This window comes from Arcobacter suis CECT 7833 (genome assembly GCF_003544815.1).
GTDB classification, from domain to species: domain Bacteria; phylum Campylobacterota; class Campylobacteria; order Campylobacterales; family Arcobacteraceae; genus Aliarcobacter; species Aliarcobacter suis.
Window position 1 is genome coordinate 866,904 of record NZ_CP032100.1, and the last position, 24,919, is coordinate 891,822.

General features: G+C 27.2%; 34 protein-coding genes. 16 read left to right on the forward strand and 18 right to left on the reverse strand.

Translation table 11 applies throughout. The features are described 5' to 3' along the window. Positions 1-2,055: 2,055 nt before the first annotated feature. The 3 genes from ASUIS_RS04365 to ASUIS_RS04380 form a co-directional block, all read right to left on the reverse strand. A complete protein-coding gene (locus tag ASUIS_RS04365; RefSeq protein WP_118885857.1) occupies positions 2,056-2,703 on the reverse strand; it encodes a hypothetical protein in 648 nt (215 codons plus the stop codon). A 417-nt stretch (positions 2,704-3,120) separates the two neighbouring features. Beyond that, a complete protein-coding gene (locus ASUIS_RS04375) occupies positions 3,121-3,357 on the reverse strand; it encodes a hypothetical protein (protein WP_118885859.1) in 237 nt (78 codons plus the stop codon). Between the two features lie 9 nt (positions 3,358-3,366). Beyond that, on the reverse strand, positions 3,367-3,588 hold the full coding sequence (locus ASUIS_RS04380; RefSeq protein ID WP_192894445.1) for a helix-turn-helix domain-containing protein: 222 nt from the start codon (positions 3,586-3,588) through the stop codon (positions 3,367-3,369). Positions 3,589-3,892: 304 nt separating this feature from the next. Here ASUIS_RS04380 and ASUIS_RS04385 point away from each other — a divergent pair, with 304 nt between their 5' ends. Then, entirely contained in the window at positions 3,893-4,609 is a 717-nt protein-coding gene (locus ASUIS_RS04385; RefSeq protein ID WP_118885861.1) for a hypothetical protein, read from the forward strand. A gap of 306 nt (positions 4,610-4,915) precedes the next feature. Then, positions 4,916-6,046 (forward strand): tyrosine-type recombinase/integrase, encoded by a 1,131-nt coding sequence (locus tag ASUIS_RS04390; RefSeq protein WP_118885862.1) that lies wholly within the window; start codon positions 4,916-4,918, stop codon positions 6,044-6,046. Here the strand turns inward: ASUIS_RS04390 and ASUIS_RS04395 are convergent. From ASUIS_RS04395 to ASUIS_RS04465, 15 genes are all read right to left on the reverse strand, one after another. Beyond that, positions 6,039-6,284, reverse strand: coding sequence for a MerR family transcriptional regulator (locus ASUIS_RS04395; RefSeq protein ID WP_118885863.1), 246 nt, complete (start codon positions 6,282-6,284; stop codon positions 6,039-6,041). The genes ASUIS_RS04390 and ASUIS_RS04395 overlap by 8 nt on opposite strands. Further along, complete coding sequence (locus tag ASUIS_RS04400) at positions 6,277-6,489, reverse strand: hypothetical protein (RefSeq protein WP_118885864.1); 213 nt, start codon at positions 6,487-6,489, stop codon at positions 6,277-6,279. The genes ASUIS_RS04395 and ASUIS_RS04400 overlap by 8 nt, the downstream gene beginning before the upstream one ends. Beyond that, positions 6,483-6,884, reverse strand: coding sequence for a hypothetical protein (locus ASUIS_RS04405; RefSeq protein WP_118885865.1), 402 nt, complete (start codon positions 6,882-6,884; stop codon positions 6,483-6,485). The genes ASUIS_RS04400 and ASUIS_RS04405 overlap by 7 nt, the downstream gene beginning before the upstream one ends. Positions 6,885-7,011: 127 nt before the next feature. Then, positions 7,012-7,278, reverse strand: a complete 267-nt coding sequence (locus ASUIS_RS04410) for a hypothetical protein (RefSeq protein ID WP_118885866.1) — start codon at positions 7,276-7,278, stop codon at positions 7,012-7,014. A gap of 41 nt (positions 7,279-7,319) precedes the next feature. Then, positions 7,320-9,017, reverse strand: coding sequence for a ParB/RepB/Spo0J family partition protein (locus ASUIS_RS04415; protein WP_118885867.1), 1,698 nt, complete (start codon positions 9,015-9,017; stop codon positions 7,320-7,322). 2 nt (positions 9,018-9,019) lie between these two features. Beyond that, positions 9,020-9,307, reverse strand: coding sequence for a hypothetical protein (locus tag ASUIS_RS04420; RefSeq protein WP_118885868.1), 288 nt, complete (start codon positions 9,305-9,307; stop codon positions 9,020-9,022). Continuing rightward, on the reverse strand, positions 9,288-9,566 hold the full coding sequence (locus ASUIS_RS04425; RefSeq protein WP_192894446.1) for a hypothetical protein: 279 nt from the start codon (positions 9,564-9,566) through the stop codon (positions 9,288-9,290). Before ASUIS_RS04425 ends, ASUIS_RS04420 begins: the two co-directional genes overlap by 20 nt. Further along, positions 9,559-10,170 (reverse strand): ParA family protein, encoded by a 612-nt coding sequence (locus ASUIS_RS04430; RefSeq protein WP_118885870.1) that lies wholly within the window; start codon positions 10,168-10,170, stop codon positions 9,559-9,561. Before ASUIS_RS04430 ends, ASUIS_RS04425 begins: the two co-directional genes overlap by 8 nt. Before the next feature lie 14 nt (positions 10,171-10,184). After that, complete coding sequence (locus ASUIS_RS04435) at positions 10,185-10,562, reverse strand: hypothetical protein (protein WP_118885871.1); 378 nt, start codon at positions 10,560-10,562, stop codon at positions 10,185-10,187. Positions 10,563-10,564: 2 nt separating this feature from the next. Next, the gene (locus ASUIS_RS04440) at positions 10,565-10,771 is read right to left on the reverse strand and encodes a hypothetical protein (protein WP_118885872.1); all 207 of its coding nucleotides are present in this window, start codon (positions 10,769-10,771) and stop codon (positions 10,565-10,567) included. 13 nt (positions 10,772-10,784) lie between these two features. Then, a complete protein-coding gene (locus ASUIS_RS04445) occupies positions 10,785-11,108 on the reverse strand; it encodes a hypothetical protein (RefSeq protein WP_118885873.1) in 324 nt (107 codons plus the stop codon). A 385-nt stretch (positions 11,109-11,493) separates the two neighbouring features. After that, entirely contained in the window at positions 11,494-11,682 is a 189-nt protein-coding gene (locus ASUIS_RS04450) for a hypothetical protein (RefSeq protein WP_118885874.1), read from the reverse strand. 555 nt (positions 11,683-12,237) lie between these two features. Beyond that, positions 12,238-12,834 (reverse strand): hypothetical protein, encoded by a 597-nt coding sequence (locus ASUIS_RS04455; protein ID WP_118885875.1) that lies wholly within the window; start codon positions 12,832-12,834, stop codon positions 12,238-12,240. After that, positions 12,821-13,885 carry a type I restriction endonuclease gene (locus ASUIS_RS04460; RefSeq protein WP_118885876.1) on the reverse strand — a complete coding sequence of 355 codons (1,065 nt, stop codon included), beginning with the start codon at positions 13,883-13,885 and terminating at the stop codon, positions 12,821-12,823. Before ASUIS_RS04460 ends, ASUIS_RS04455 begins: the two co-directional genes overlap by 14 nt. Before the next feature lie 36 nt (positions 13,886-13,921). Continuing rightward, positions 13,922-14,557, reverse strand: a complete 636-nt coding sequence (locus ASUIS_RS04465) for a helix-turn-helix domain-containing protein (RefSeq protein WP_118885877.1) — start codon at positions 14,555-14,557, stop codon at positions 13,922-13,924. Positions 14,558-14,657: 100 nt separating this feature from the next. Here ASUIS_RS04465 and ASUIS_RS04470 point away from each other — a divergent pair, with 100 nt between their 5' ends. The 14 genes from ASUIS_RS04470 to ASUIS_RS04540 all read left to right on the forward strand — a co-directional run bounded on the left by ASUIS_RS04470 (position 14,658) and on the right by ASUIS_RS04540 (position 24,910). After that, positions 14,658-14,885 carry a helix-turn-helix domain-containing protein gene (locus ASUIS_RS04470; RefSeq protein WP_118885878.1) on the forward strand — a complete coding sequence of 76 codons (228 nt, stop codon included), beginning with the start codon at positions 14,658-14,660 and terminating at the stop codon, positions 14,883-14,885. Then, on the forward strand, positions 14,885-15,385 hold the full coding sequence (locus ASUIS_RS04475; protein ID WP_118885879.1) for a phage regulatory CII family protein: 501 nt from the start codon (positions 14,885-14,887) through the stop codon (positions 15,383-15,385). The genes ASUIS_RS04470 and ASUIS_RS04475 overlap by 1 nt, the downstream gene beginning before the upstream one ends. Before the next feature lie 3 nt (positions 15,386-15,388). Further along, positions 15,389-15,559: a hypothetical protein gene (locus tag ASUIS_RS13670; protein ID WP_153801672.1), complete on the forward strand. Its 171-nt coding sequence runs from the start codon at positions 15,389-15,391 to the stop codon at positions 15,557-15,559. Then, positions 15,552-15,770, forward strand: a complete 219-nt coding sequence (locus tag ASUIS_RS04480; RefSeq protein ID WP_118885880.1) for a helix-turn-helix domain-containing protein — start codon at positions 15,552-15,554, stop codon at positions 15,768-15,770. The genes ASUIS_RS13670 and ASUIS_RS04480 overlap by 8 nt, the downstream gene beginning before the upstream one ends. After that, entirely contained in the window at positions 15,763-17,133 is a 1,371-nt protein-coding gene (locus ASUIS_RS04485) for a DnaB-like helicase C-terminal domain-containing protein (protein ID WP_118885881.1), read from the forward strand. The genes ASUIS_RS04480 and ASUIS_RS04485 overlap by 8 nt, the downstream gene beginning before the upstream one ends. Further along, positions 17,133-17,321, forward strand: coding sequence for a hypothetical protein (locus tag ASUIS_RS04490; RefSeq protein ID WP_118885882.1), 189 nt, complete (start codon positions 17,133-17,135; stop codon positions 17,319-17,321). The genes ASUIS_RS04485 and ASUIS_RS04490 overlap by 1 nt, the downstream gene beginning before the upstream one ends. Next, complete coding sequence (locus ASUIS_RS04495; RefSeq protein ID WP_118885883.1) at positions 17,314-18,168, forward strand: hypothetical protein; 855 nt, start codon at positions 17,314-17,316, stop codon at positions 18,166-18,168. Before ASUIS_RS04490 ends, ASUIS_RS04495 begins: the two co-directional genes overlap by 8 nt. Then, a complete protein-coding gene (locus ASUIS_RS04500) occupies positions 18,165-18,536 on the forward strand; it encodes a hypothetical protein (RefSeq protein WP_118885884.1) in 372 nt (123 codons plus the stop codon). The genes ASUIS_RS04495 and ASUIS_RS04500 overlap by 4 nt, the downstream gene beginning before the upstream one ends. Beyond that, positions 18,533-18,874 (forward strand): HNH endonuclease, encoded by a 342-nt coding sequence (locus ASUIS_RS04505; RefSeq protein WP_118885885.1) that lies wholly within the window; start codon positions 18,533-18,535, stop codon positions 18,872-18,874. Before ASUIS_RS04500 ends, ASUIS_RS04505 begins: the two co-directional genes overlap by 4 nt. Before the next feature lie 96 nt (positions 18,875-18,970). Further along, positions 18,971-19,540, forward strand: coding sequence for a P27 family phage terminase small subunit (locus ASUIS_RS04510; protein WP_118885886.1), 570 nt, complete (start codon positions 18,971-18,973; stop codon positions 19,538-19,540). After that, complete coding sequence (locus tag ASUIS_RS04515) at positions 19,530-21,179, forward strand: terminase large subunit (RefSeq protein WP_118885887.1); 1,650 nt, start codon at positions 19,530-19,532, stop codon at positions 21,177-21,179. The genes ASUIS_RS04510 and ASUIS_RS04515 overlap by 11 nt, the downstream gene beginning before the upstream one ends. Positions 21,180-21,825: 646 nt before the next feature. Continuing rightward, positions 21,826-23,055, forward strand: a complete 1,230-nt coding sequence (locus ASUIS_RS04530) for a phage portal protein (protein ID WP_118885890.1) — start codon at positions 21,826-21,828, stop codon at positions 23,053-23,055. Continuing rightward, complete coding sequence (locus ASUIS_RS04535) at positions 23,055-23,786, forward strand: head maturation protease, ClpP-related (RefSeq protein WP_118885891.1); 732 nt, start codon at positions 23,055-23,057, stop codon at positions 23,784-23,786. Before ASUIS_RS04530 ends, ASUIS_RS04535 begins: the two co-directional genes overlap by 1 nt. A gap of 2 nt (positions 23,787-23,788) precedes the next feature. Further along, the gene (locus ASUIS_RS04540; RefSeq protein WP_118885892.1) at positions 23,789-24,910 is read left to right on the forward strand and encodes a phage major capsid protein; all 1,122 of its coding nucleotides are present in this window, start codon (positions 23,789-23,791) and stop codon (positions 24,908-24,910) included. Positions 24,911-24,919 lie beyond the last annotated feature (9 nt).

Here is a 24,919-nt window from a genome sequence, read left to right on the forward strand (position 1 = left end):
CGCCTGCGATTATTTCAAACATCATGTTTGACTCCACATAAAATAGATTTCAAGTGGTATTGTACTCCGTAATAAGTCAAGAAAATCTCAAATAATTCGGCAATGATGTCAAGAAAAAATCAAGATTTAATATTATACTTCTTGAATAAACTGTAAATCCTTTATCCCAATTTATTATGGCACATGCTATTTAATATAGTTTCAATAATAATCTTTTGATTTCATTAAAATTCTAAAGAAAGAAAAAGTATTTTTTCAAGTAAGGATTCAAAACCTATAGTTCTATTATTTTTATCACTTGGGAAATGTCCAGTTACGGAACGATAGTTTTTTTGATTTATCTTTGTTCAAAAAGTTATTGCATCATCATACATAATTTATCCAAAGTTATTTTGATAGGTTATAGTCTAAATTTTTTTAAATATTAAAATATTTCTTCGTACTATTACTTTTTAATGAATTAATATATTTTGAAACATAAGGTTATAATGGTATTAATATAAAAATTAGACTTAATTAAAAAGTTTTTAGAATCATTTTTAATTTGATTAATAAATCAATATGTTGAATGATTATTAAGTTTTCAATTGATGTTGATATATCTTTAATTCAAGATTATATTTATAAAAATGTAAAAAAAATTTAATTTTATTAACTATTATCATTTTTTAATGAATATGACATTTTATAACTGGTTTAATACTAGAAATATCATAATCAGCTCTTTTTTTTAAGCAACTCAGAAATAACATGAGAATCAGCCATAATTAAGTATCCTTTAAATTTGAGAAAATAGAAAGAATTTAGTAAATTTTAGAGATTTTTTCTTGTGCAAGTGCTACATAATATTGTATTTGTAACTCATCTTTATTCTTCATCTTTATTATAAGTTTTTATTAATTTATAAATTAGAATTACAACTAAAATACCTATTATGCTCACCATTGTTATATTTCCATAAGACATATAAATCCTTTAATTTTATTATAGGTTTATTCTAAATCAAAATCTATCAATTATTTATCAATATATAAAGATAAAAATAAAGATTTTATAAAAACAGTTTTAATTTACTTTAATTAGAAAATAGTACAAAATATGTTCTCAACTAGAGAGATTTATTATCTTCAAAATATAACACTTTATATGATAAACCCTTAATAAATTGGAAAGAAAATCAAACATTTTATTTTAATTTAAAAAAGAACTATACGCCAAAAATTGACGAAAAAAATAACTTGTTTTATGAATTAGAAAGCGAGAAAAAAAATGGAGAATTTTTATTAAATAGTGATAAAAAATATTCAGCAAAAAAATAGTAAATTTATCATCAATTTGTTTTACTAAATTTATTAGAATATCTTTATCAATAGGATTTTGATGTTCTCTCCTTTGAATTGCATGTTTTGAGATGATAAGCTTTGTTTGATTTAATAAATTGTTCATGGTGTCTCTTTTTGGATTTTATAATGTAATTATATATAATATATAAAAATACTTCTTTTTAATAACTTTTATCTTAAAATTCTTAAAACTTCAAATCAAATTAAAGATAAATAATGGATAATAAAAAAACTGCTCCAACTGAAAAAATAAAAAAGATTAAGTGGGGGAGAAAGATTTAAGTAAAGGCTTATATGTTCCAAACACTAATAGCCTCAAAAGAAAAGGCTTTTAGAGATATCATGTGCAATTGACCGACTTAATTACAATGAAGGACCAAAAACAAAAGGAGACGGAATGTATTGGATCTACACAAATTATAATCCGTCAACAAGAAATAGGACACAAAAATGATTGACAAATTGGTACAAAGATGAATTATAAAAACAAGCTCAACAACCTGTACCTGGAGTATGTTCAAAAACTTAAACTTTTTTGGAACAAGCTTACCTTTAATAAAAACTGCTCGTAAGAGATTTTAGAACAATTAAACTGAAGGGCAAGTGGCAAAAAGACTTGATAGTTTGGTCTTTAAATTTTACTTATTCGACACTTGAAAGCTCAAAAATCTCGTTCTTTATACTTGTCCTTCCTCTGTGTTTTGTTGTATATTTATCTAGTGCCTATTACTTTTACTATAGGTTCAATTTCATTTTCTAACAATGTAATTCCAAATTCATGCTTGCTTAGTACTAATATTCTTTTAGTTCTTTGTTTTATTACATCACTATTTATCTTTTGAGGATTATTTTCAAATTCTTTTTTTGATAAATATGTAATAATACCTTCCTTTGATAAATTTGATATTAAATTTATATCAATTCGTTCTACAATAATTTTAAGTAATTTAATGATATCTATTGTCTCTTCTTCTTTAAAAGATAATATATTTGTTGATGTAAAATCAAGACTATTAATTGTTCCTGACCAATAATTATTTAAAATATTACCTTGAGTCGTAATTAAACTTGAAAAGGAAGGTGAAATACTATCAGCAATATGAGTAAAATGATTTCTTCTTAGTCTAATATATTTTAAAGTGTCAATTATCTCTCTATTAATAATATTATAACTTGAGTTAGTTAAAGTTAATATATATTTTTCTTCTAATTCCTTACTGTTTGATAATTGGTATGTTAATGGATTAAAATCTTTTAATAATTGAATACCATCTTTTAGGTAATTACTTGTTACCTCATAGCTAGTTGATATATATGAACCAAAAGTAACTGTTTGATCTGTCAACCCTTGAAATGACAAAAAGTCATACCCTATGACAATTTGTCACCCCTAGTAATTTGTACATTTTTGAGCATTTGATATTGGACAAATTCATCGAACCATTTTTGAGTTGTCCTTAAAAAATTAGTTTCAGCATTTATCGTTAAGAGTTCCTTTTCAAAAAGTTCATTAATTGCTCTTTGCACACTTCTTTTACTAATCCCGAAAATATCAGCAATCGATTGTCTTGAAGAGTAACACCAACCAGGAGCTATAGAACTTGGATTATTTGACACCTTCTTTTCTTTTGTCAGAAGACATAAATATCCTTTTATAGTAATTGTTATATTAAATAATTGATTAGTATTTGTGTTATAATGCTAGTCAATTAGAACCTTAAGTGCTTTAATTGGCTCTCTCTTAGTTATACTCACCAAAGTCTTTTAAGAGGGAGTTTCATATTGTTTTCATCTGATTATCAATCAAATGTTTTGCAATTGCAGTGATTGAGTACATAATTTGTCCTCGTTCTTTTCCATTACTTCTTGTATATGGAATACCTCTTGCTTCTGATCTATCTTTTTGTAGAGCTTTATTGCTACATCCAACGACAGTAGATGTTTCATCTTCATCAAGAGTAACTTTTCCAAATTTTTCAAAAAGCAATTTTGATAATGTTTCATATTCATTCATTTTATATTCCTAGTTTTGAGCTAAAAATTCAGCTATGTCTCTTTTAGTATAAATGTATGATTTTCCTATTTTTTTACATTTAGGACCAATATTTTCTTTTGCCCAATTTACAATTGTTCTAGATTGGACTCTTAATATTTTTGCTACATCATTACTATCAAGTGTTAGAGTTTTTTCAAAACCTAACTCATTTATGTCATTTAAATATTTTTCTATAATTTCATCTTTCATAGAATTCTCCATTTCTTTATGATTAATTTTTTAATTTGAACTTTTGATTAATCAGGCTGTTCCACAATCCTTTACCCTCTTATGGTGAGGACTACCCTTGGACATTATGATTTTAAAGAACAATAAATATTAACAATTAAATGTAATATTTACATTTAAAAGTATTAATATGCATATAAAATGTATTATATACAAAAATAATTTGATTAGTCAAGCATTTTTACATTAAAACTCATAAAAAATAGATAAAATTGTATTATTTACATTTTTAAGCTATAATTATAAAAATTAATAAGGAATAAAATTGAAAGAAGCTATAAAAAAAATATTAGATATATCAGATAAAACTTATTATAATTGGAAAAATCAAAATAGACCTATAATTTTATTACTAGAGTTATGTTTTAGTGAAAATGAATTAAATACATTTTTGATTAATAATGAGAAGCCATATAAAATTTCTTATGCTGATAATTATTTTTCTAGTTTATATCGTAGCTTAATGCATTATATTGTTTCAAATGAAGGTTCAAAAGCTTTATTTACTACATTATTCAACAATAAAGATGTAAATATCTATAATATTGAAAATCTAATTCTAAATGAATTTACGGAAAAGAACTTAGATAATTATGATATTATTGAATATTTTAATAAAAAACCTGATAAAAAATTATTATTATATATTTTTTATAATATTGATAATAAGTGGTTGATCTTAGAAGAAAGTTTAATAGAATATAAATGGCTAATAATTTATTTTGAGATTTTTAAACTATCAATTGAAAAAAATATTTATGATGAAATTTTTGGACAGCCAAATAAAGATATTGATAAGTGTGTAGTTCCAAGACCACCTTTCCTATTTGCTTCTTATCACAATAATGATCTAATAGAAGATAAATATTTATATATATTATTAGAGATAAAAAAATCAATAATTGATGGAACATATAAAAATTTGCCTAAATATTCTCCATATGATAGTGAATTTAATTTACATACAAAAACAATTGAATAATAAAAATTTTAATCTAGGTGTCAAATAGGTGTCAAACATAAAAAAGGCAAGAGATAAAAACCTCTTGCCTTTTCGATACAGTAGTGTTTAGTGCTTATTCAGCTACTGATACTTCTACTGGTGTACCTTCCTTTTTACAATAAAAAAACAATCTTTTCTATAACTCCCAAAAATAGCCTATATATACTATGAAATCGTGCTTACTAATCAACTTGTCAAAATACTAATATCACATTTAACCACATTTAAAAACAATTAATTGTAAACTTAGGTTACAAATAGGTAACAAAAAAATCAAGGCTTTTTATGACTCCAACTAAGTTTACAGGTGTATATTATCGTGATACAAAAAGTAATGAAAGAATATTTTATATCACATACAAAATAAAGAGTAAATTAAATAGGGAAAAGATAGGTTCAAGCAAAGAGGGAATCACAGCAGCTTATGCTAGTAAGATTAGATCTAAAAGAACTTCAATTGATAGGTTAAAAGAAGATGCACCTATGAATAAAAAAATTATTCCAACTTTTGATGAAGCTTTTGAAATGTATGTAAAAAAGATTGAAGGGAAGAGTGATACAAATAATCAGATAAATAGATATAAGCTTCATGTAAAACCAACTTTTGGAAATCATAAGTTAGATGATATTTCAATTGAAATGTTAGAAGATTTTAAGAGAAAATCAAAAACTTTAATAAGTGCAAAAACTAAAAGACCTTATTCTTCAAAAACATTAAATGATTGGCTAGATATTATTAGTACAGTTTACAATTACATGAAAACAAATCATGATTTAGATATTAAAAATCCTGCTCACAATGCAAAGCTTCAAAGAGAAAAAGTTGATAATGATAGAGAAAGATATTTGGATTTAGATGAAATAGAAAAACTTTGGGAGTCAATAGAAAATAGAAAAGGTGATGATGAAGTAACTTATAGAATTAAACTCTTTGTAGCTTTATCTTTGAGTACAGGTGCAAGACTTAGAAGTGTAATGACAATATCTAAAGCAGACATAAATTTACAGCAAGATACTATCCTCATTAAGAATCATAAAGCAAATAGAACATATACAGGATTTTTACATCAAAATTGGAAAAAATTAATTGAAGATAGAATGAAAGAGTTAAGACCAGTTGATTATATAGTTAGTGGAACACCAAATGAAATTGTGAGATCTGTAATTGGTAGAAATTTACAGCCACTATTAGAGCAGTTTAATGAGGGGATTGATGAAGCTGATACAAAAAGAAGAGTTGTAATTCATAGCTTAAGGCATACCTTTGCAAGTTTACTTGCAATCCAAGGAACGCCTATTTATACTATTATGAGATTAATGGACCATGCAGATATAAGTCAAACTATCAGATATGCTAAATTAAGCCCTGATAGTGCAAAAGATAGTGTAAAGCAGTTAGCTTTTAAAATTAAATAGTTTTAGTTTCATTTTCAATAATCTGTTTTGCAATTGCAATAATAGAATAGAGTGGTTTTCCTTGGGGTTTATTATTTAGTCTTGTAAATGGAATACCAATAGCTGCTGCTCTATCATCTTCAAGAGTTCTTTTTGATACTCCTAAAATTTGAGCAGCTTCTTCTGTATCAAGTACAACTTTTCCAGTTTGTTTAGCAATAATTTCTGCTAATATTTTTGAATCTTCAAGTTTACTCATATTTAACCTTTCTAATTTCAATTGAACTATTAGTATCACCTTCATGATCAATTTCATATTGTTCAATATATTTATCTAACTTATCTTTTGAATCAAAAGTTTTTTTTACCTCACCTGTACACATATGAAACATATGTATTACCTCATACTCTTTTACTAGACCTGAAAAATCATTATTTGTCAGTTTTTTTACAAAATTTAGCATTTAATTCTCTCAATAGTTTTATGAAGCCTAAACCTCTCTTTTTCACCACAATTATAAGAATCCCAATTGTATGGAACAGAAACAAAGCCATTGTGATAGCATTTTCTATCAGAATCATTATCTCCACAATTATCTCTGCTATTTGGATGAATACAAGCTCCATTCACAAAATAAGCACAATTCCCACAAATCCAAACTACTGGGAAAACTTTTTTTCTAACTAATTTATATTTGTCAAGTAAACCTATTGATTGATAAAAAACTTTTACCCAACCTTTTTCAGGAACAAAACCAAAGAGAATAAATTCATTTGTTTGAAACTTTTCAGTTAAAGATTTACTTTCACCAGGTATTTTTATATCATAAGTAAATTCATCTACTATTTTATCTTTCATTTTTTATCACTCCATCGTGACAAGTACTTTTTAACAACAGTAAAACCATTTTCTTTAAGTTCTTTTATTGCTTCTTGTTCTTTTGTCATGTTTATGTCATCCTATATTATTTTTTTGTATTAATAGCCTATAAAATAGGGCTTGGTTTATGTAATGCTTTCGTCATATCTACATAATTCTTTTTATATTTATACAACGGCATATATTCAATGTAAAATTCATTATTTCCACATTTAGGACAAATATGTTCTTGTTCAACTTCATCTTTCTTTTTTAATGCAAGTTGTGGATAAGTACCTTTCCATTTACAAGCTCTTGTTCTTGTACAAACTCTTATTTCTACACATTCAACTTTTTCTACATCATCTAATTCATTTAATGCTATTTTTGTCATTATAGTTTCCCTTTGATTTTTTCTAGTCAAGATGAGGGGGATTAAAACTTATATTGTTTTTTCAAATACCCACCAGTTTTTAATATATCTTTTGGAAGAGTATTTAAAAAATTACAAGCTTTTTCACTTCCTGTATTCTCATATTTTATATATTCTTTTTTAGAATTTTTAATTAAAGTTTTTGCTTTGTTATATGAGATATGTTCAGATTCATTATCCATATATTCTATATACACATCATTTTCATTTAGTTCTAAAAGCTTTATTTCTTTTGGTTCATCATCTTTTAATGGTGCTTTTTCTTTTGGAGTAGGTTTGTTTTGTTTTAACTCTTCAATCTCTTTTCTCAACTCAAGATTTTCTTTTGATAAATTAAATATGATTTCATCATATCTATTATCTAAAGTTATACTGCATCCATCTGAAGACAAAAATATTCGTTCCGCTGATAATTTTTGAGTATATCCATCTTTATTACTGATACATGCATTAATTTTATTAACCTTATTATCAACCTCTTTAGGGCTTTTTTGTAAAATTAATCTATAAATTATTCGTTCATATTCATTATTTATTTTTATTTCTGAATTATAATCTCTATAGCCATCATTAATAAGTTGAGTAAATTTATTTTCTAGCTTATTAGCTTCATCTAATTGTTCAGAAAAACTTTTTTTCCTCGGGAAATTTTTAGTAAAACTTTTTGCTTGTTCAACTAAATCATTATCTGCATCTTCAAATCTTTCTAATGTGTGATTTATAGGTTCTTTTTTTATTTCTTCTTGAACTGTTGATAGTTCTATCCAAAATCTATAGATTTTATTCTCTAAAAGATTATTTGATATTTTAATCCAATCATCACCTAATTCTTTTAAAGATTCTAATTCCTTCTTACCAGTTTTTAATGTAAATCTCAACTCATCATTTGATTGAATTCTTTCTTGTTCTCTATTAACTTTTTCAATTATGCAATGGTAAGTTTTATTTAAATTCAAAGAATGAAATGGGGGCTTACCACCTAATAAAATATCTAAATTTACTTTTGTAAAATAATGACAAATAAACTTAAAAGCTCCAAAATATTCACTTTTTAGAGAAATAGGTTCTTTAAAATCCTTAATCTCATCCCTGGTAATTTCTTTATTATTGTATTTCTCATAAACCTTTTTTTGAGTATCTGCATCCCCAACTCTTGCAATTTCATCCATAACAGAGATTGGAATATTTATTTTCTTTTCTTCTATATCTTTAAGTATTTCAGTATCAAGTTTTAAAGAACCAAAAGCTTTACTTACAAAACTATCTTTTTTACCAATTCTGTTTGCTAAATCTGATTTTTTCGCATATCTTCCTGAATCCCAAAGTTTACAAATATATTTTGCTACTTCAAAATCTGTTAAATCACTTCTTTGAATATTCTCAATTAGTGTTAGTTCTTCTACTTGTTCATCACTTGATGTAAGTATCAAAGCCATGATAGTTTTAGCTTCATTGTGTAAATGAGCTTTATATCTTCTCTCACCACTTACAATCATATAACCATCATCTTTTTTAACAACTGTTATTGGTTGAAGTAAACCATGCTCTTTGATGTTTGCTGCAAGTTCTTCAATATCATCAAATTGTTTTCTTGGTTGATTTGGGTTTGGGTAAACTTTTGTAATTACAAGTTCATTGAAAGCAGTGATTCCTGAAGTTCTTACTTTCCCAGCTGTAATTTTGTCTAAATTAGATAACATTTTTAGCCTTCCTCATGCCATTTATAGCCTAAGCTTTTTAAATATTCTTTACCTTCAATAGTTACTCTATAATAAGGCAAATTTAATCCATTTACTTGAAATGTTGCATATCCCAGTTCTACTAATTTATCCCATTCATCATCTTGACTTACTTGATAATGATTTCTATATGAAGTGGGGTAGGGGTTATATCTTTTATTTGGTTGCATATAATCATTTGTACTTGTATGAGAAATACCTAAACAATGAAGCATATTTCTAATACTTTTTTTAGGGAAGATTGTTTCCATTATTAACCCTATCTATAAATTTGTTTGCATCTTCAAAAATCTTCTGTGATTTTTTAAAGTATTCACTGGCCAATCTAAATTTTTTTTCATTCATATACTCTTGTGCTTGATTACTTACTTTTACTGCTTCATCACACATTCTGTTATATTTAATTATTGGAAGTTTCATAAGAATTCTTTTTCTAAAATCAATTTCCATTATTCCAAGTATTAAATCTTCTTTTGTATATTCATTTAAGTGATTATGAAAATCAGCCAATAAGCTCATCTTTTAATCTTTCAATTTCATCCCTTGCTTTTAAATCTGTATATGTAAATACTGATTTACCTAAAGCTAAAACATCTTTATATGTTTTCCTACTTCTAATAATTGTTTTTAGAAGTTTTGCACCACTTTTATTTACTACTTTTTCAATCTCTGTAAAATCTTTTTGTAGTGGATGGATATTATTTAAAACCATATTTATTGAAGTAGCATTTATATCTTCTATAATCGCTTCAAAGGTTTTAAAACCTATTACCTCTGTAATGCTTGGACTTATTGGAACAAGTATCTTATCTGCTCTTGAAAGTGCAATTCTGTTGATGTCTGAATCAAATCCACCAACATCAATAATTAAATATCCATGATTCTCTTCAATAATCTCTAAAAGTTCACTTCCAGTTTGTGGCTGTAATACTTCAATAGTTGCTTCATTGTTCATTTCAGCAATTGCATTTATAAAAAATAGTGTTTGTTGAAAATCTAAATCAACAATTCTTACTACTTCACCAGCTGCATGAAGTGAGTGAGCCAAGTTCCATGCAAGAGTTGATTTACCAACACCACCTTTTGTGTGTGCTATTGTTATTACTTTTTTCATTTATTATTCCTATTTTATATTATTTGACAACTTTCACATCTAACCCAATCTTCATTTTGTAGTTGGATTAGTTTTTCTTCAAAATTTACACTTAAAACTTCATACTCTTTATCTTTATAAATAACTTTTGAATTTGCACTGAATGGATGATTATTAAATTCATTAATAATTCTTTCAACATAACCTATGATTTTTATTTTTGTATGTAAAAGAGAAATATCATATCTATAATCTTTTTCTCTATCTTCATATCTCTTATTTTCAATTTTCAACTCATGGTATTCATCATAACTTTGTAATAGTTCTTCTAATTCTAGATTTGTTAAAACTATTTCTTTTCCACTTGTTAGGCTGTAAATAGTTTGTTCATTACCAATATAAAGCTTGTTCATTCTCAACCCTTCTTATCAAAATATATTTCCCAAACACATTGCAATTTTTTACAATAATGATCAAGTCTTTCTTGTTTTGTAAATTTTGGCAAACCTACAGTTATTCCATCCGCTAAAGCATCAATTTTTGTGTTATATATGTTCATTGCATTTTTTCTCGCAACCATTATTTCACCTGCAAAGGTTGGCTTCTCAAATAAACCAATCATATTAAACTCCTATTTATAAGCTTAAATATTCATCATAATTTGTGGCAATAAATAAATAATTTTTTTTATCTCTATCTGATAAATTCTTATATATTTTATATGTGTTATATACTTCTTGTAAGTCATTATTGATTAAAAAACCAGTTTTTTCTTTTAAGTCATTCAATCTATCTTGAATGACTTTTACTTTTATTTCTTCTTTAAAAGATAACATCATTGCCACATCTTTTGGAGTAAGTTTTAGGCCTAAATAAGAGTTCCAACTCTGTGCAATTTCAGGTAAGTTATTACCTAATAATTCTTTTTCTTTTTTTAATAAATTTTTATCTGCTTTCATATTTTTCCTTTAATTTTTTAATATGGAAATCACACTTTATATATGTAATTTACACATTAAAAAAGCCACCTGATGCTGACTATCAGATGGCTAACCGAAACGAATGGGATAAACTCTTTCGAGCGACTAATGCAAATCAAACTTGATGTTGGGTTCAAAAAGTTTTTATTAGAGGGTTTGACTCAATTTAAGCAATTCAAAAATAATCACAGGAAGAATAATAAATCATTGGCTTGAGTCTTTGCACCAATGATTTATTTGTTAATTAACTTTTTAACTTCAAGATTTTCAATCTCTTATAGCAGCTCTTTGATTGTTTTAAAAATAGGGTACTTGAAGAGTTCTTCTTGGGTTTTTGCTTGGGTTTTTGGGTTTTCAATTGCACTCATTGTTCTATCTCCTTACCAATAAAAGTTTCACTTATTACTTTTTTACATTGTTTACATCTAAATATTTGCCAAGATTTTGGACTTTCACCCTCATAAACATATATGGAGCCATCAGCTCTCATACTATTTGATTGATTTAAATATTTATCAATCTTTTTGCCACATATACATTTGCCTTTTTGCATATTCCCTCCAATTCTAATTATGACTACTCATAAAAAAGAGCAACTTTCACCAAACTAATCAAACGGATTTTTGATTAGTAATTACAAAAATAAAATAAAAATACTCAAAAAGACAACCCTTTCTCTTTTTGTTGGTTTATTTAGATTATTGCTCTTTTGTATAAATAGTTCCTGCATTTTCTTTTCTTGGTATGCAGCACATGACCTCAATAAACTCAAATCAGTTATTAACCTCTAGGGCAACTGATACCACTTACGCTTTGATTTTCGTATCAAACAAATAAATGAATTTGTTTTTTTAGTGGGTTTGAACAATGGGATAGAAAAATGATTCTTTCAAAGAACTTATATCGTTTTTGATATGCTTGTTTTGAAATAGTAAGATATACTTACTTAAATAAATATTAAAATAGTAAGACTTACTTACATAAATTTATTTTTTCTATTATCTTTATTTGAAGTTTTGATAGTGATTTATTTTCCCACGGGAAAAATTAGACATAAAAAAAGGCTAGATATTAATATCTAGCCTTTTTTTTAATAGAAATATTTATATTATAAATATCTTTTTAGAAATTTACTTTCTAACTCATTAAAAAATACATTTCTATAACTTTTAATAAGTTTTTGATATCCTTTTTTAATATCTTCTTCAAAAGAAGCACTGTTTTTTATTGTAATTACATCACTATATGAATATGAATTTATTACTTTTCCATTTTCTTCTATTTCAAATAACACATTTAGATTTAGAGAATAATCCGTATCCATTCCAGCAGAAAATACACCAACTACAGGTATTTTATTAGCTGTTGAAAAAATCCAATAAGGAGTTGCTTCTTTTATTGTAACAACCAAAGTTCTATTAGAATTTGAATTAAATACTAATTTAGAAAAGTATTCTTTCATATCTTTTTCAACTACACTAGCAGTTGATTCTTTTGTCTGTATTGGTATTTGTGAATCACCAAAGCCTGTATAATCAACTTTTATTTCTTTTTCAACTTTTTCTATATATATTGTTTTAATATTAATATTCAAAGGAGCTTGATTATTAAAATGATTAGTACCTAAATCAACTTCCATAGGTTTTATTGTACAACCTACAAAAAATAATATTAGAAAAGGAATAAAAAAACTATATTTTTTCATTGTGTAATCTATCCACAACAGCTAGTATTTCATTTTTATATTTATAAATATCTTCTATATTTTCAATTGCAAATTTTTCTTCTTTTTTATCTTCTATATGTAAAACTAAATACTTTTGTTTTGTATTGAATAGTAATCTGCAAATCCATTTTCTATTATTATCATCTAATAAAACACCAAAATAACTTTTAGTATCTCTTGCGAAAATTCGATTTAATTGTGTTTTTTCAGCTAATATTGATTTGATGATAAAAAATCCCTGAAGTTCTTCTTCTGTTGTTTCGATACCATTATTGTCTTCTTCAATTACTTCTTCTTGTTCACTATTTATTTCAACATTCAGTTTAGATTTTAATGAATTTATTTTATCTTGAGCCATATCTGAAATAATTTCAGAAAAAGCAGTTTTGACATATGCTTTGAACTCTTCTATAATATTTTGTCTAAGGGGTTTTGATGCAAGTTTTGATGCAAAAATACGAATAAATTCTTCTGAAGGTTCTTTTGCTTCTTCTTTAAAAATATTCTTTATACCAGTAATGTATTTTTTAGTTTCAGCACTTGTAAGTATCTTATTAACATCAAAATTTACACTTTTAAATTTATCAAGTTCTCGTATATCTCTATCTTTTAAATTTAACATATTAAAAATAAAAAAAGGAACAGGATCCATTTTATTTGGTTTTTCTAAATCTGTAAAAAATCTGTACTCTATCCCATTTGTTAAAATAGCAAATTTACTTTCTGTAACAGTAAAATACCTTTCAAGTTGAGTAGCATGATTATTTAAATTTTCAGTATGAGATTTAGCTTCTATAAGAATTAAGGGATTTCCCCCATACATAATCGCATAATCAACTTTTTCATTTTTCTTTTTACTTATATCAGCTGTAAATTCAGGAACTACAACAGTTGGATCAAATACATCATAACCCAATGTACTAATAAATGGCATAATAAAAGAGTGTTTTGTTGCCTCTTCAGTCAATACATTATCTTTTAGACTACTAATTCTTTGAGCTAATATATTTAATTTTTCAATAAAATCCATGCATTTTCCTCTTTGTTTTAATATTTGAAGCCCAAGTTATCGACCTATAATTTTTAGTCTAGCAGCTCTATTATTTTTTTTAGAACTTACTACATGAACTACCTTATGATATATTAACTTATCCATTATTAATTTATCATCTTTTCTAATAGTTTTTATTTTAAAATTTTCACTAACATTATAAGGTATAAAATTTATTAAATAGTTTTCATTATCTTCAAAAAAAACTTTTATTGCACTTTCATCATCAATTCTATAATAAACCATATCACCATTTTGCACTTTTACAAATGGATCTATTATTGCTCTGTCTCCATCATATATTTCTGTTGCCATGCTATCACCGCATGCAATCACTGCATATAGATTTTTGTTCCATTCATCTTCTTGTATATAAGTTTTTAGATTTTCTTCTTGTAAACAATTATTTTCTAATACACCACAAGATGCAGTGCCTGTGATTGGAATAAATTTAACATTTTTTTCTTGACTGCTTAAATCTAAACCAAGTATTAAAGATAATTTTTTCATATTTTCATAAGTTGGAGTATTACTATTCTTTTCATAATTAGTAATTGCATTCCTTGTTACACCAATCAATTTACCTAACATCTCTTGTGATAAATTTTTATCATTTCTTGCTTTTTTTAGTCTATCACCAAAATTATCCAATTAAACGCCTTTTTGCAATGTAAGTAATACTAACATATATAATGTAAGTATAACTTCCTATTTAAACTAACTGTAAGTAAGAATAACTTACTATTTCAGAATGAAAGAAATTAAAGTTAACACAATATCAAAAGAATTGAACATTAGCCATTCTGCGGTTAGCCAATGGTTTAGTGGAAAGACTAAGCCAAAGATTGAATATGCGATAAAAATGAATGAACTTTTTAACATTCCTTTTGAAGCATGGAAAGATATTAAATCTTACGTTAATGACAGTATATCAAGTACTCAAAATATAAAACAATTACCAAATGAAAAGGAAATGTAATGGCACAAAGAGATTATGTATTAAACAAACAACCTAAGGACCCTAGATTTTTAGCTGCTTTTAGAAAAGCTTTTAATAAAGATAGAAAAAGCAATAATTTTACACCTGAAGAATCAGCAAATGAAATGGGTTTATCTCATGGAACACTTGAACAAAAACTAAAACCATCCACAGAAAACGATATTACAGTTACTGAATGGAATCATCATCTTGAATTAACTGGTGATTTTTCTACTTTGGAATATTTTGCTTTAAAACATGGTTTTGAACTTAAAAAACTTGATATTAACACTAAAGATATACCAATCAATGAAGTTCTTGAAGATGCAGATAACGCAATGCAAGAATCAAATGAAGCTTGGGGGAAAATCAAATCATCTTTAAAAGATAAAAAACTTAGCAAAAAAGAAAAAATAGAGTCATTAAGAGAGATTAATGAAGCTGTTAAATCACTTCAATTACTTTACTTTGATGTAGAACATATTGAAATCGAGGAGTAGTGTATGAATGAAGCTCTAAACTTATCAAGAAAATTCCCATCACAAAACAGTATTCAAATTCAAAAACTTGAATTAAATGATGCTGATTTAGTAGATATGAAAGATATAAAAACACTAATCAAAGATACAAAAAGATATCTTGAAAATATAAGAAAAGGTATAACTCATGGCTAATAATACTAATCAAGACAAAATCCTAACTTACTTGAAAAATGGGAATACTATCTCACCTGCAATTGCTGCACATGAATTTGATTGTTTTTGTTTAGCAGCTGTTATTGGAAAACTTAGAAAAAAAGGTATTGAGATATTTAGTCAAAAGATAGAAGGAACTCAAACAAAAGAGTATTCATTAACTTCATTTAAAGATAGTTCAGATGAATAATAATAGTGTTTATTCTATAAATATTGAAAGAGCTGTATTATCTGCTATATTTTTTAATGGTGATGAAATATATACTGCAAAAGATATTTTAAAAGCTAAAGATTTTTATTTACCTGCTCACCAAAAGATATTTGAAGCAATGCTAAAACTACACAATGAAGATATGCCAATTGATGAAGAGTTCTTAAGAAAAAGGCTAGATTCAAAAGATGTAGATGATTCTGTATTACTTGAGATATTAAGTGCAAATCCCATTTCAAATACAAAAGCTTATGTAAAAGAAATAAAAGATGGTGCAATTAAAAGAGATTTAGCATCACTTGCAACAACGATTAAAAAAGTAGCAATAGAAGCTGAAGTTAGCTGTGAAGAAGCTATTGCTACTGTTGAGAGTGAGCTTTATAAGATAACTGATACTTCTAAGAGTTATAAGAGTAGAAGTATCTTTGATGTAGTTCAATCGTTTAAAGAAAAACATCAAAAAGCTTCACAACCTGATACAAATAAAAAGCTTGTTAAATTGGGTATACCTAACTTTGATAATAAATTTAGAATCGCACCTGGTACTCTTGTAATTATTGGTGCAAGACCTTCAATGGGAAAATCAAGTTTAGCCTTTCAAATAGCAAATAGATGTATTAAAGATAAGCTTGGAGTTGTTATTGATAGTTTAGAAATGCCAGCTGAAGATGTAATTCTTAGAATGATTGCTCAAGAGAATCAAGAGGATATTACTGATTTATTAAATGGCTTAGTAAAAGATATTAATAAATTCAATGAAACACTTCAAAAACTATCTAATAGTGACTATTTACATATAGATGACAAAGTACTTACTTTTAATCAATTAAAATCAAAATTCTTAAAAATCAAAAGACAAAGAGCAAAAAAAGGACTTCCAACTGATGTTTGGATATTAGATCATATTGGATATGTAAAAACTGATTTAAGATGGAAGAGAGAAGAACTATCAGCAGGAAGTAAGATGCTCAAAGAGGTAGCTAAAGAGTTGGGTATAACTATTATTGCTTTATCTCAATTGAATCGTGGAGTAACTGAGAGAAAAGGTAATTCAAAAAATAGACCACAAATTAGTGATTTAAAAGACACTGGTAGCTTAGAAGAAGATGGGGATATTATTATCTTTCCTCATAGGGATTCATACTATCAGAAAGCTGAAAAGAATGAAATGGAAGCAGATGTAAATGATGCAAATATTTTAGTTTTAAAAAATAGAAATGGACCATGTGGAGTTATTAACACACAGTTTAAAGGTCCAACCAACAGCTTTGGATATTTCCCAGTTGTTGAGATAACTTATAAGTCTAATGATAAAGCAGAAGTGTCTTCTATTTATATGTGATGATTGAAATAATTGAATTTAAAACAGGGGAAAAAATAGAAGTGAATACACCAAAAGATTTAAAAGAGATATTGAAATACTGTAACCCATCTATGATGCGACATTATAAAGCACAGCTACCAATGTTAGATATAAAAGGCTTTGGTGAAGCAATAGAGATTAAAAGAATAGGTATAACCAATGAGTAAATATTATGTAATGATGCCAACTGGATATGTTGAAAAGCTACAGCAAGATGGCAAAAGAGATAAGGCAAGAGCATTTTTAGAGTATTTTCTTGATATGCATAATGATAATATTAATTCATTTAGATTCTATCAACAATCATGGGGGTTAAGGTCTTCTAGTACACCAGTTGTTTGGATAAAAGAATTCAAAGAAGAGATTAGTAAGTTCTTTACATTTTGGGAGCTTAAAAATAGTTCACACTATTCTGCTATCTCAAAAACAATCGAACAAAAATCGAACACTAAAGAAAATCAAATCGAACATCAAAAAGAAGATACAAGCCCGATAAATTCAGATAACTTAAAAGATGAATCGAACACTAAAGAAAATCAAATCGAACATCAATCGAACGAAGATACTAAGAACTCTAATATTAATAATATAAATGCAGATTCTAACGAATCAGCAGATCAAAATCCTTCTTCTAAAAAGAATAGTTATAGTGCAAACTTTGAGATACTTTGGAATAGATACGATAAAAAAACTTCTAATAAAAATAGAAGTCAGTCTATTTATTTAAAAAGATGGAAGAACACTGATATTAAAATAATAATGGAAGCAATAGATAAATATAAAGCAGCTATTGATTTAACTTATCAAAAAGACTTTGATGGTTTTTTAAATGGTGTTATTGATACTTATGTTCCAAGAAGAGCTTGGGTAATTGATTCAAAACAAAATAGACATTTAGGTTGGTTCTATGACAATGAGAATAAATTTATTAGTGATAGTTTAGTTCCTTTAAAACTTGAAAGTTCTTATATTGCAGAATATATTGCAAATAAAAGATTTGGATATGTAGCATGAGTTCAATACCTAAAAGCTTATTTGATTATGCAAAAGAGTCATCAAAGAAACATAACATTGATGTTGATGTAGTGAAAGATATATTATCAAATCTTCCATATATCAAAGTAGGTTATGAATTAGCTTTTATTGTTGAAAAGAAGTTAGGACTTAGAAGTAGATATTTTAGTGAAGCATACTCAAAAGGTTATTCAATCAAAGCTGATATGTTTAAAGAACATGATCACTTGTATATAAAACTTGATGATGATATTAAAAAACTTTTAGAACAAAATTATATCTGTTGCAAGATAAACAAAGAAGAAGCTAATGAGTTTGAAGTAGTTATTTCACTAACTAAAAATACTTTATTAGGATTTTATAAATGAGTAAAAGAATATGTCCAATTCATGGATTATGGGATAAGACAGAACAACAACCTAGATGTCCTAAATGTAAAACTATTAGAGATAAAACTTATGATAAGAAAGAAAGAAATCAAGAATCAAATAAATTTTATCATAGTGTCGAATGGAAAAAAGTTAGAGATATAGTTTTAAATCGCAATCCATTCTGTGTTGAATGTGGTAAACCAGCTGATACAGTTGACCATAAAGTTGCTATAAAAAAAGGTGGAGCTAAACTAGATTTAGAAAATTTACAATCAATGTGTAAAAGTTGCCACAACATTAAAGAAAATGAAGAAGGTAATAGATGGAAAAAATAAAAGGGAGGGTAGGTCATTTTTCTGTGAGTTGGTTCACTCCTACACCGACCCTTCAGTCAAATTTTTACAAAATCAAGTTTAGAGGGGTACCCTTAAGTGGAAAATCTTGAAAGTATAAAAAATGCAGTAGAAAATACAAAGCGTTCATATCGTGCAATAGCTAAAGAATTTGGAACGAACCATACACAAATTGGAATTTTAATCAAATTGCACAATTGGAATGTTGAACATAGAATTTCCAAAAATTCCACTGTTTCCACTACTGAATATAAACCACACGTGGCAATATTAGGTAAAACAGCAGTTAGAAAAATTGAAGAAATAAAAAAAGAATTAGGTAAACAATATTCACCAGTTGATGAACCATTAATTGTGATGTATGCAAAATCTTATGAAAGGTATATAGATCTAGAAAGTAAATTAGGGTTAGGTGTTGATAAGATTATTTCAACTAGTACAAAAACTGGTTCTGAATATATGTCACCACTTTTTACAGCAACACTTGCAATTCAAAAGAACCTAGTAACTATTGCAAATCAACTTGGATTATCTATTGCTTCAAGAAAAAAACTTGGATTAAACTTTAAAAAAGAAGAGGAAGGACAAACTTCACTTTATGATTTTGTACCTGAGTTTGCTTCTGATGAGGATTTAGATGAAATTTAACAATCAAGAAGTTCATGCTTATTATGAAAAAACTTTTGAAAGACATCATAGAGATTTAGCAGCTGTTGAATCAGGAGCTAAATCTAATCTAAGATTTAATAAAAAGCTTGGAATAGCATATATTAAAATTATCGAGAATATGAAACACTATAAAGGTGAATTAGCAGGGCAAAATATAAAACTTGAAGCTTGGCAAAAGAAATCAATATGTATTGCTTTTGGATGGGAAAAAAAGAATTCAAGAGGTAAATGGGTAAGAAGATTTAATACAGTATTTTTCTTTATTCCTAGAAAGAATGGTAAAACTTTATTAGCTTCAGCAATAACAATAGCAGATTCAATTATTAGATATGAAATGGGTGGTGAAGTTGTTATATTTGCTACAAAGAATAAACAAGCAAAATTAGCTTGGACTGGTGTTGAGCATATGGTAAAAGCTCATAAAGAGTTAAAAGATGATAGTAAAATTACCTATGGGGTAATTACTATGCAAAAAACAGATACAAAGTTTTCAACTCTTGGTAGAGATTCTGATACTGAAGATGGTTCTAATCCAACAATAGGAGTTGCAGATGAATTACACGCTCATCCTGATAACTCTTTGTGGGAAGTAGTAGAATCAGGTCAAGGTTCAAGAATTCAACCCTTGATGTTTGGAATAACAACAGCTGGTTCAAATGTATTTAGCCCTGGTTATAATATGTATGAATATGCAAAAAATATTTTAGAAGAAAGAATTGAAGATGATAGTTTTTTTGCTTTTATTGCAGAACCTGATAAAGATGATGATCCATTTGAAGAATTAACTTGGGCAAAAGCAAATCCAAATTATGGAGTTTCAGTTTCTAAAGATTATATGGAAAGACAAGCAAAACAAGCCTATGAAAGACCAGAATTAAAAAACAATTTTTTAATTAAAAATTTAAATATTTGGACAAATAGTGCTGAATCATTTATCCCTTATGAAAAATGGAAGGCATGTGCTGGTGAGATGATAGATTTTACCATTCCTGGGGCTATTCCTATATTAGTACAAGGATTTGACCTTTCAATAGCAGATGATTTTTCAGCAAAAGCAAATATTTATAAATATCAAAATAAATATTATGTAAAAATGAAGCATTATATACCTAAAGAAAATCTATTTGAGAGAGAAAAAACACTAAAAGTACCTTTAGTTAGTTGGGTAAATGAGGGATGGATTACAGCAACACCAGGAAGTACAATAGATTATGATTTTATATATGAAGATATGAAAATTCATCTTGATAGTTGTAAAGCTGTTACATATGACCCATGGAAAGCAAAACATTTAGTTAAAAGGCTAGAAGATAATGGATATGAAGATAATATTCCAATAAGACAAGGTTTTGGCTCTATTTCTTCACCTACAAAATTCTTTTTAGATTTAGTAAAAGAGGGCAATTTAGTGCATGAAAATGACCCAGTTTTAAACTGGATGGTATCAAATTTAACGATTATCTCAGATGCAACGGGAAATATTAAGCCTGATAAAACAAATCCAAACAAAAAAATAGATGGAGCAGCTGCAATAATTAACGCACTTTCATATTTTGAAGCAACACAAGATGAAAAAACTGTAAATGTGTATGAAGAGAGAGGATTAAGAGATTTGTAGAATTTTCCCGTGGGAAAATTATGTATTGGGTTGGTGACATGTAGCACCAACGCCAGCGATTAAAGATACAGTTAGTAAAGTAGTTAATAATGTAGTTTTCATTATTTACCTCCTTTTTTTGTTGTATTTTTTGGAATTTTTTGGCTTCCTTCTTTTTTGCTTGAAGATTTTATTTGCAACTTAATATCTAAATCAAAAATAAAACTATTTACCGAATTTTCATTAGGTTTATAGTGTTTGCTTTTAATTTTACTAGGCTTATTACTAACCTTAGTTTTTTTCTCAATTTTGTTGTTTTGTTTTCCTCTACCAAAAGTATCACTACCCCAATACATAATAAAGTATTATATTGATATTTTTATTAATTAATTTATTAATTTTTACAAATTTCCAAATTCTTTTCCAAATCTTTCCAACGCCAACATATGTTGGCGGCAATTTTATAAACTTCTCTCATGGAAAAATTAAAAACCCTTATAATCATATTATCATTTCTATTGTTCCTATCAACAATTATTTCAATTGGAGTATTTTGTCTTTTTGATTTTAGATACTTTCAAATATCTTTAGGTTCAACATATCTAATTAGTACATTTTTTATTCTTTCTCAATTTATTTTAATTTTATTAACTAAAGATACTCAAGAATGAAAAATTTACTATCTCCATTTATGTCTGCTGATACTACTGAAGTATTTCATAGTGATAGTACTAGATATTTAGATTTGTTTTCTTCAAGAGGTAGTGTATCGGTTGGAACTGCTCAAAAAATAGCAGATGTATTCGCTTGTATAAATCTAAAAGCAAATGCAATGGCAATAATGCCTTTAAAGCTTTATATAGTTACTGATAATGGAAAAAAAGAGCATAAAGAACATACTTTATATAGACTTTTAAGAAAAGAACCAAATCCAATATTAACAGCTTTTGAGTGGAAAAAAATGATTTCTCAAGATTTAGACTTAAGGGGAAATCATTATGCTCAAATAGTTAAAAATGGGTTAGGGGAAATAGTGGCACTTTATCCACTAAAAGCTGATTTAATGACTGTAACTCATGTTCTTAAAGGCAATAACAAAGAAAAAATCTATGACTATAATGGTATTTCAATATCTAGCGATAGAATTCTTCATATTATAGATATTCCTGATAATGAAGGATTAGTAGGTATTTCAAGAATTGCATATGCAAGACAAACATTAGAATTTGCAAATAATACTGCAACTCATGGAAATAAATTATTCAAAAATCAAGCAACACCAAGTGGTGCATTTACACATCCTACCGTATTGTCACCTGATGCTTTTACTAGATTAAAAGAGAGTTTAGCAGATAAATATTCAGGTTTAGAAAATAGTGGTAAACCTATATTACTTGAAGATGGTTTGACTTTCACACCAATTACAATTAATAATAGTGATGCTCAATGGCTCGAATCAAGAAAACTTAATCGTGAAAATATTGGTGCAATATTTGGTGTTCCTACTTCAATGCTAAATGATTCAACAGCAACAGCTTATGGAAATTTAGAGCAAAAATATTTAGAGTTTCAAACTGGTACTGTTTTACCAGTTTCTATTGCAATTGAAGAAAAAGCAGAACAAAAACTTTTAACTAACAAAGAAAAACAAAATCTAATTATTAAATTCCAATTTAACGCATTATTAAGAGCTGATGTAAAAACAAAAGCTGAATACTACAAAAACATGTGGGGAATTGGTTCTATGAATCCAAATGAAATAAGAAGTAATGAAGATATGAACTCTTATGAAGGTGGAGATAACTACTTTATGCAGTTATCTTATGCACCTGTAAGCAGAATAATAAGCGGTGAAGCTACAAAAGATTTAAAAAATTTCACGGGGGAAAATAAATAATGAATGAATTTTTGATTGATGGAGAAATAGGCTCTTGGGGTATGAGTGCATCAACTGTGAGAGAATATTTAAGTTCTATAACTGGTGATGTAAAAGTAACATTAGAGAGTCCAGGTGGTAGCGTTTTCGAAGGTATCTCAATACACAATGCATTTAAAGAATATGACAAAGGGACTGTAACTATGGTTATGGGTTCTTTAGTAGCTTCAATAACTACATATATTGCAATGGCTGGTGATAAGATTGTTGCTCATGATAACTCAACATTCATGATTCATAATGCTTGGACCTTTACTTATGGCGATGAAAATGAATTAAGAAAAGTAGCAGATGTTTTAGCTGGACTTTCTTCATTGATAGCTAAAAAATACATTTCAAAAACTGGGAAATCAAAAGAAATTATAAAACAAGCAATGGATCAAGAATCTTACTACTTTGGTAATGAAATTTTAGATTTTGGTTTTTGTGATGAAATTATTTCAACTGAAAATCAAAACACTAAAGATGAATCATTGGCATTAGCAAGAGAGAGTTTTAAAGCTTGTTGTAAAACAGCAAGTGAGAAATTCTCAAATGATGAGTTCGTGCAAGCTGTTGCAAAACTCACTAAAGATGGTGTTTTAGATGTTGTTCCTAATGTAGATGATGAAGAAAAAGAGGTGGCATTAAATAGTGCTAAACAAGATGAAAGAAAAAGAGAAATCGAAATCTTAGAAAGAAAGGTATTTTAAATATGAAAACAAAAGAAGAATTAATTCAAGCTAGAAAAGATGCTTTAGACAAAATGATTGCAATTTCAACTGGTGAAAATTTTGCACAAGCGAATTATGATGCTGCTAAAAAAGAGGTTGATAGTTTAACTGCTCAAATTGAAACATTAGATATTCAAGCAAAATTAAGAAATCAAGTTGATGATGTTTTACCAAGTGCAAGTATAGATAAAGATAAAGAATTTGAAAGAAATGCTTTTTGGAATATGGCAAAAGGGAAAAATCTTTCAATAGATGAGATGAAAGCATTATCAACAACAGAAGGTGCAAAAGGTGGATACTTAGTTCCAGAAACATTTGCAACAACAATTATTTTAAAAAGTGCAGAAAAATCATACATAAGAAACATTGCAAATGTTTCAACATCTAGTCATACAGAAAATATACCAGTTGAAGGTGACGATGGTGAAAATGGGTGGATTGATGAAGAAGGTGTTTACCCTGAATCTGATCCAACGCTTGGACAAATTCAATTAGCAGCATGGAAAACAGGAAGAATTGTTAAAGTTACAGATGAAGCACTGGATGATACAGTACCAGCAATTGAAAATTATATTGCAATGAAATTTGTAAAATCTACTGTTAAATCAGAAGAAAAAGCTTTTGTAGATGGTGATGGAGTAAAAAAACCAACAGGATTTTTATTAACAGCTCAAATTGGTAAAGTAGCAGCTTCTTCTGTTGCAATTACATCAGATGATTTATTGGATTTAATGGGTTCATTAGATCCAGATTATGAACAAAATGCAGTTTTAATGATGAATAAAAATACTAAAAATTTATTACGAAAACTAAAAGATTCTACTGGTCAATATCTTTGGGTTCCAGGATTTAATGGAGATCCGGATACTTTTGATAAAAAAACTATTGTAATTAATAAATTTATGCCAGATGTTGCAACTGGTAAAAAACCTATTGCTTATGGTGATTTTTCATATTACTACATTAAAGATAGAAAAGTTATGACTCTAAAAAGACTTGACGAGTTATATTCAACAACTGGTCATGTGGGATTTAGAATTGATAAAAGAGTAGATGGGAAATTAGCTCTACCTGAAGCAATTAAAACGCTAAGAATGGCATAAGGGGCAAAA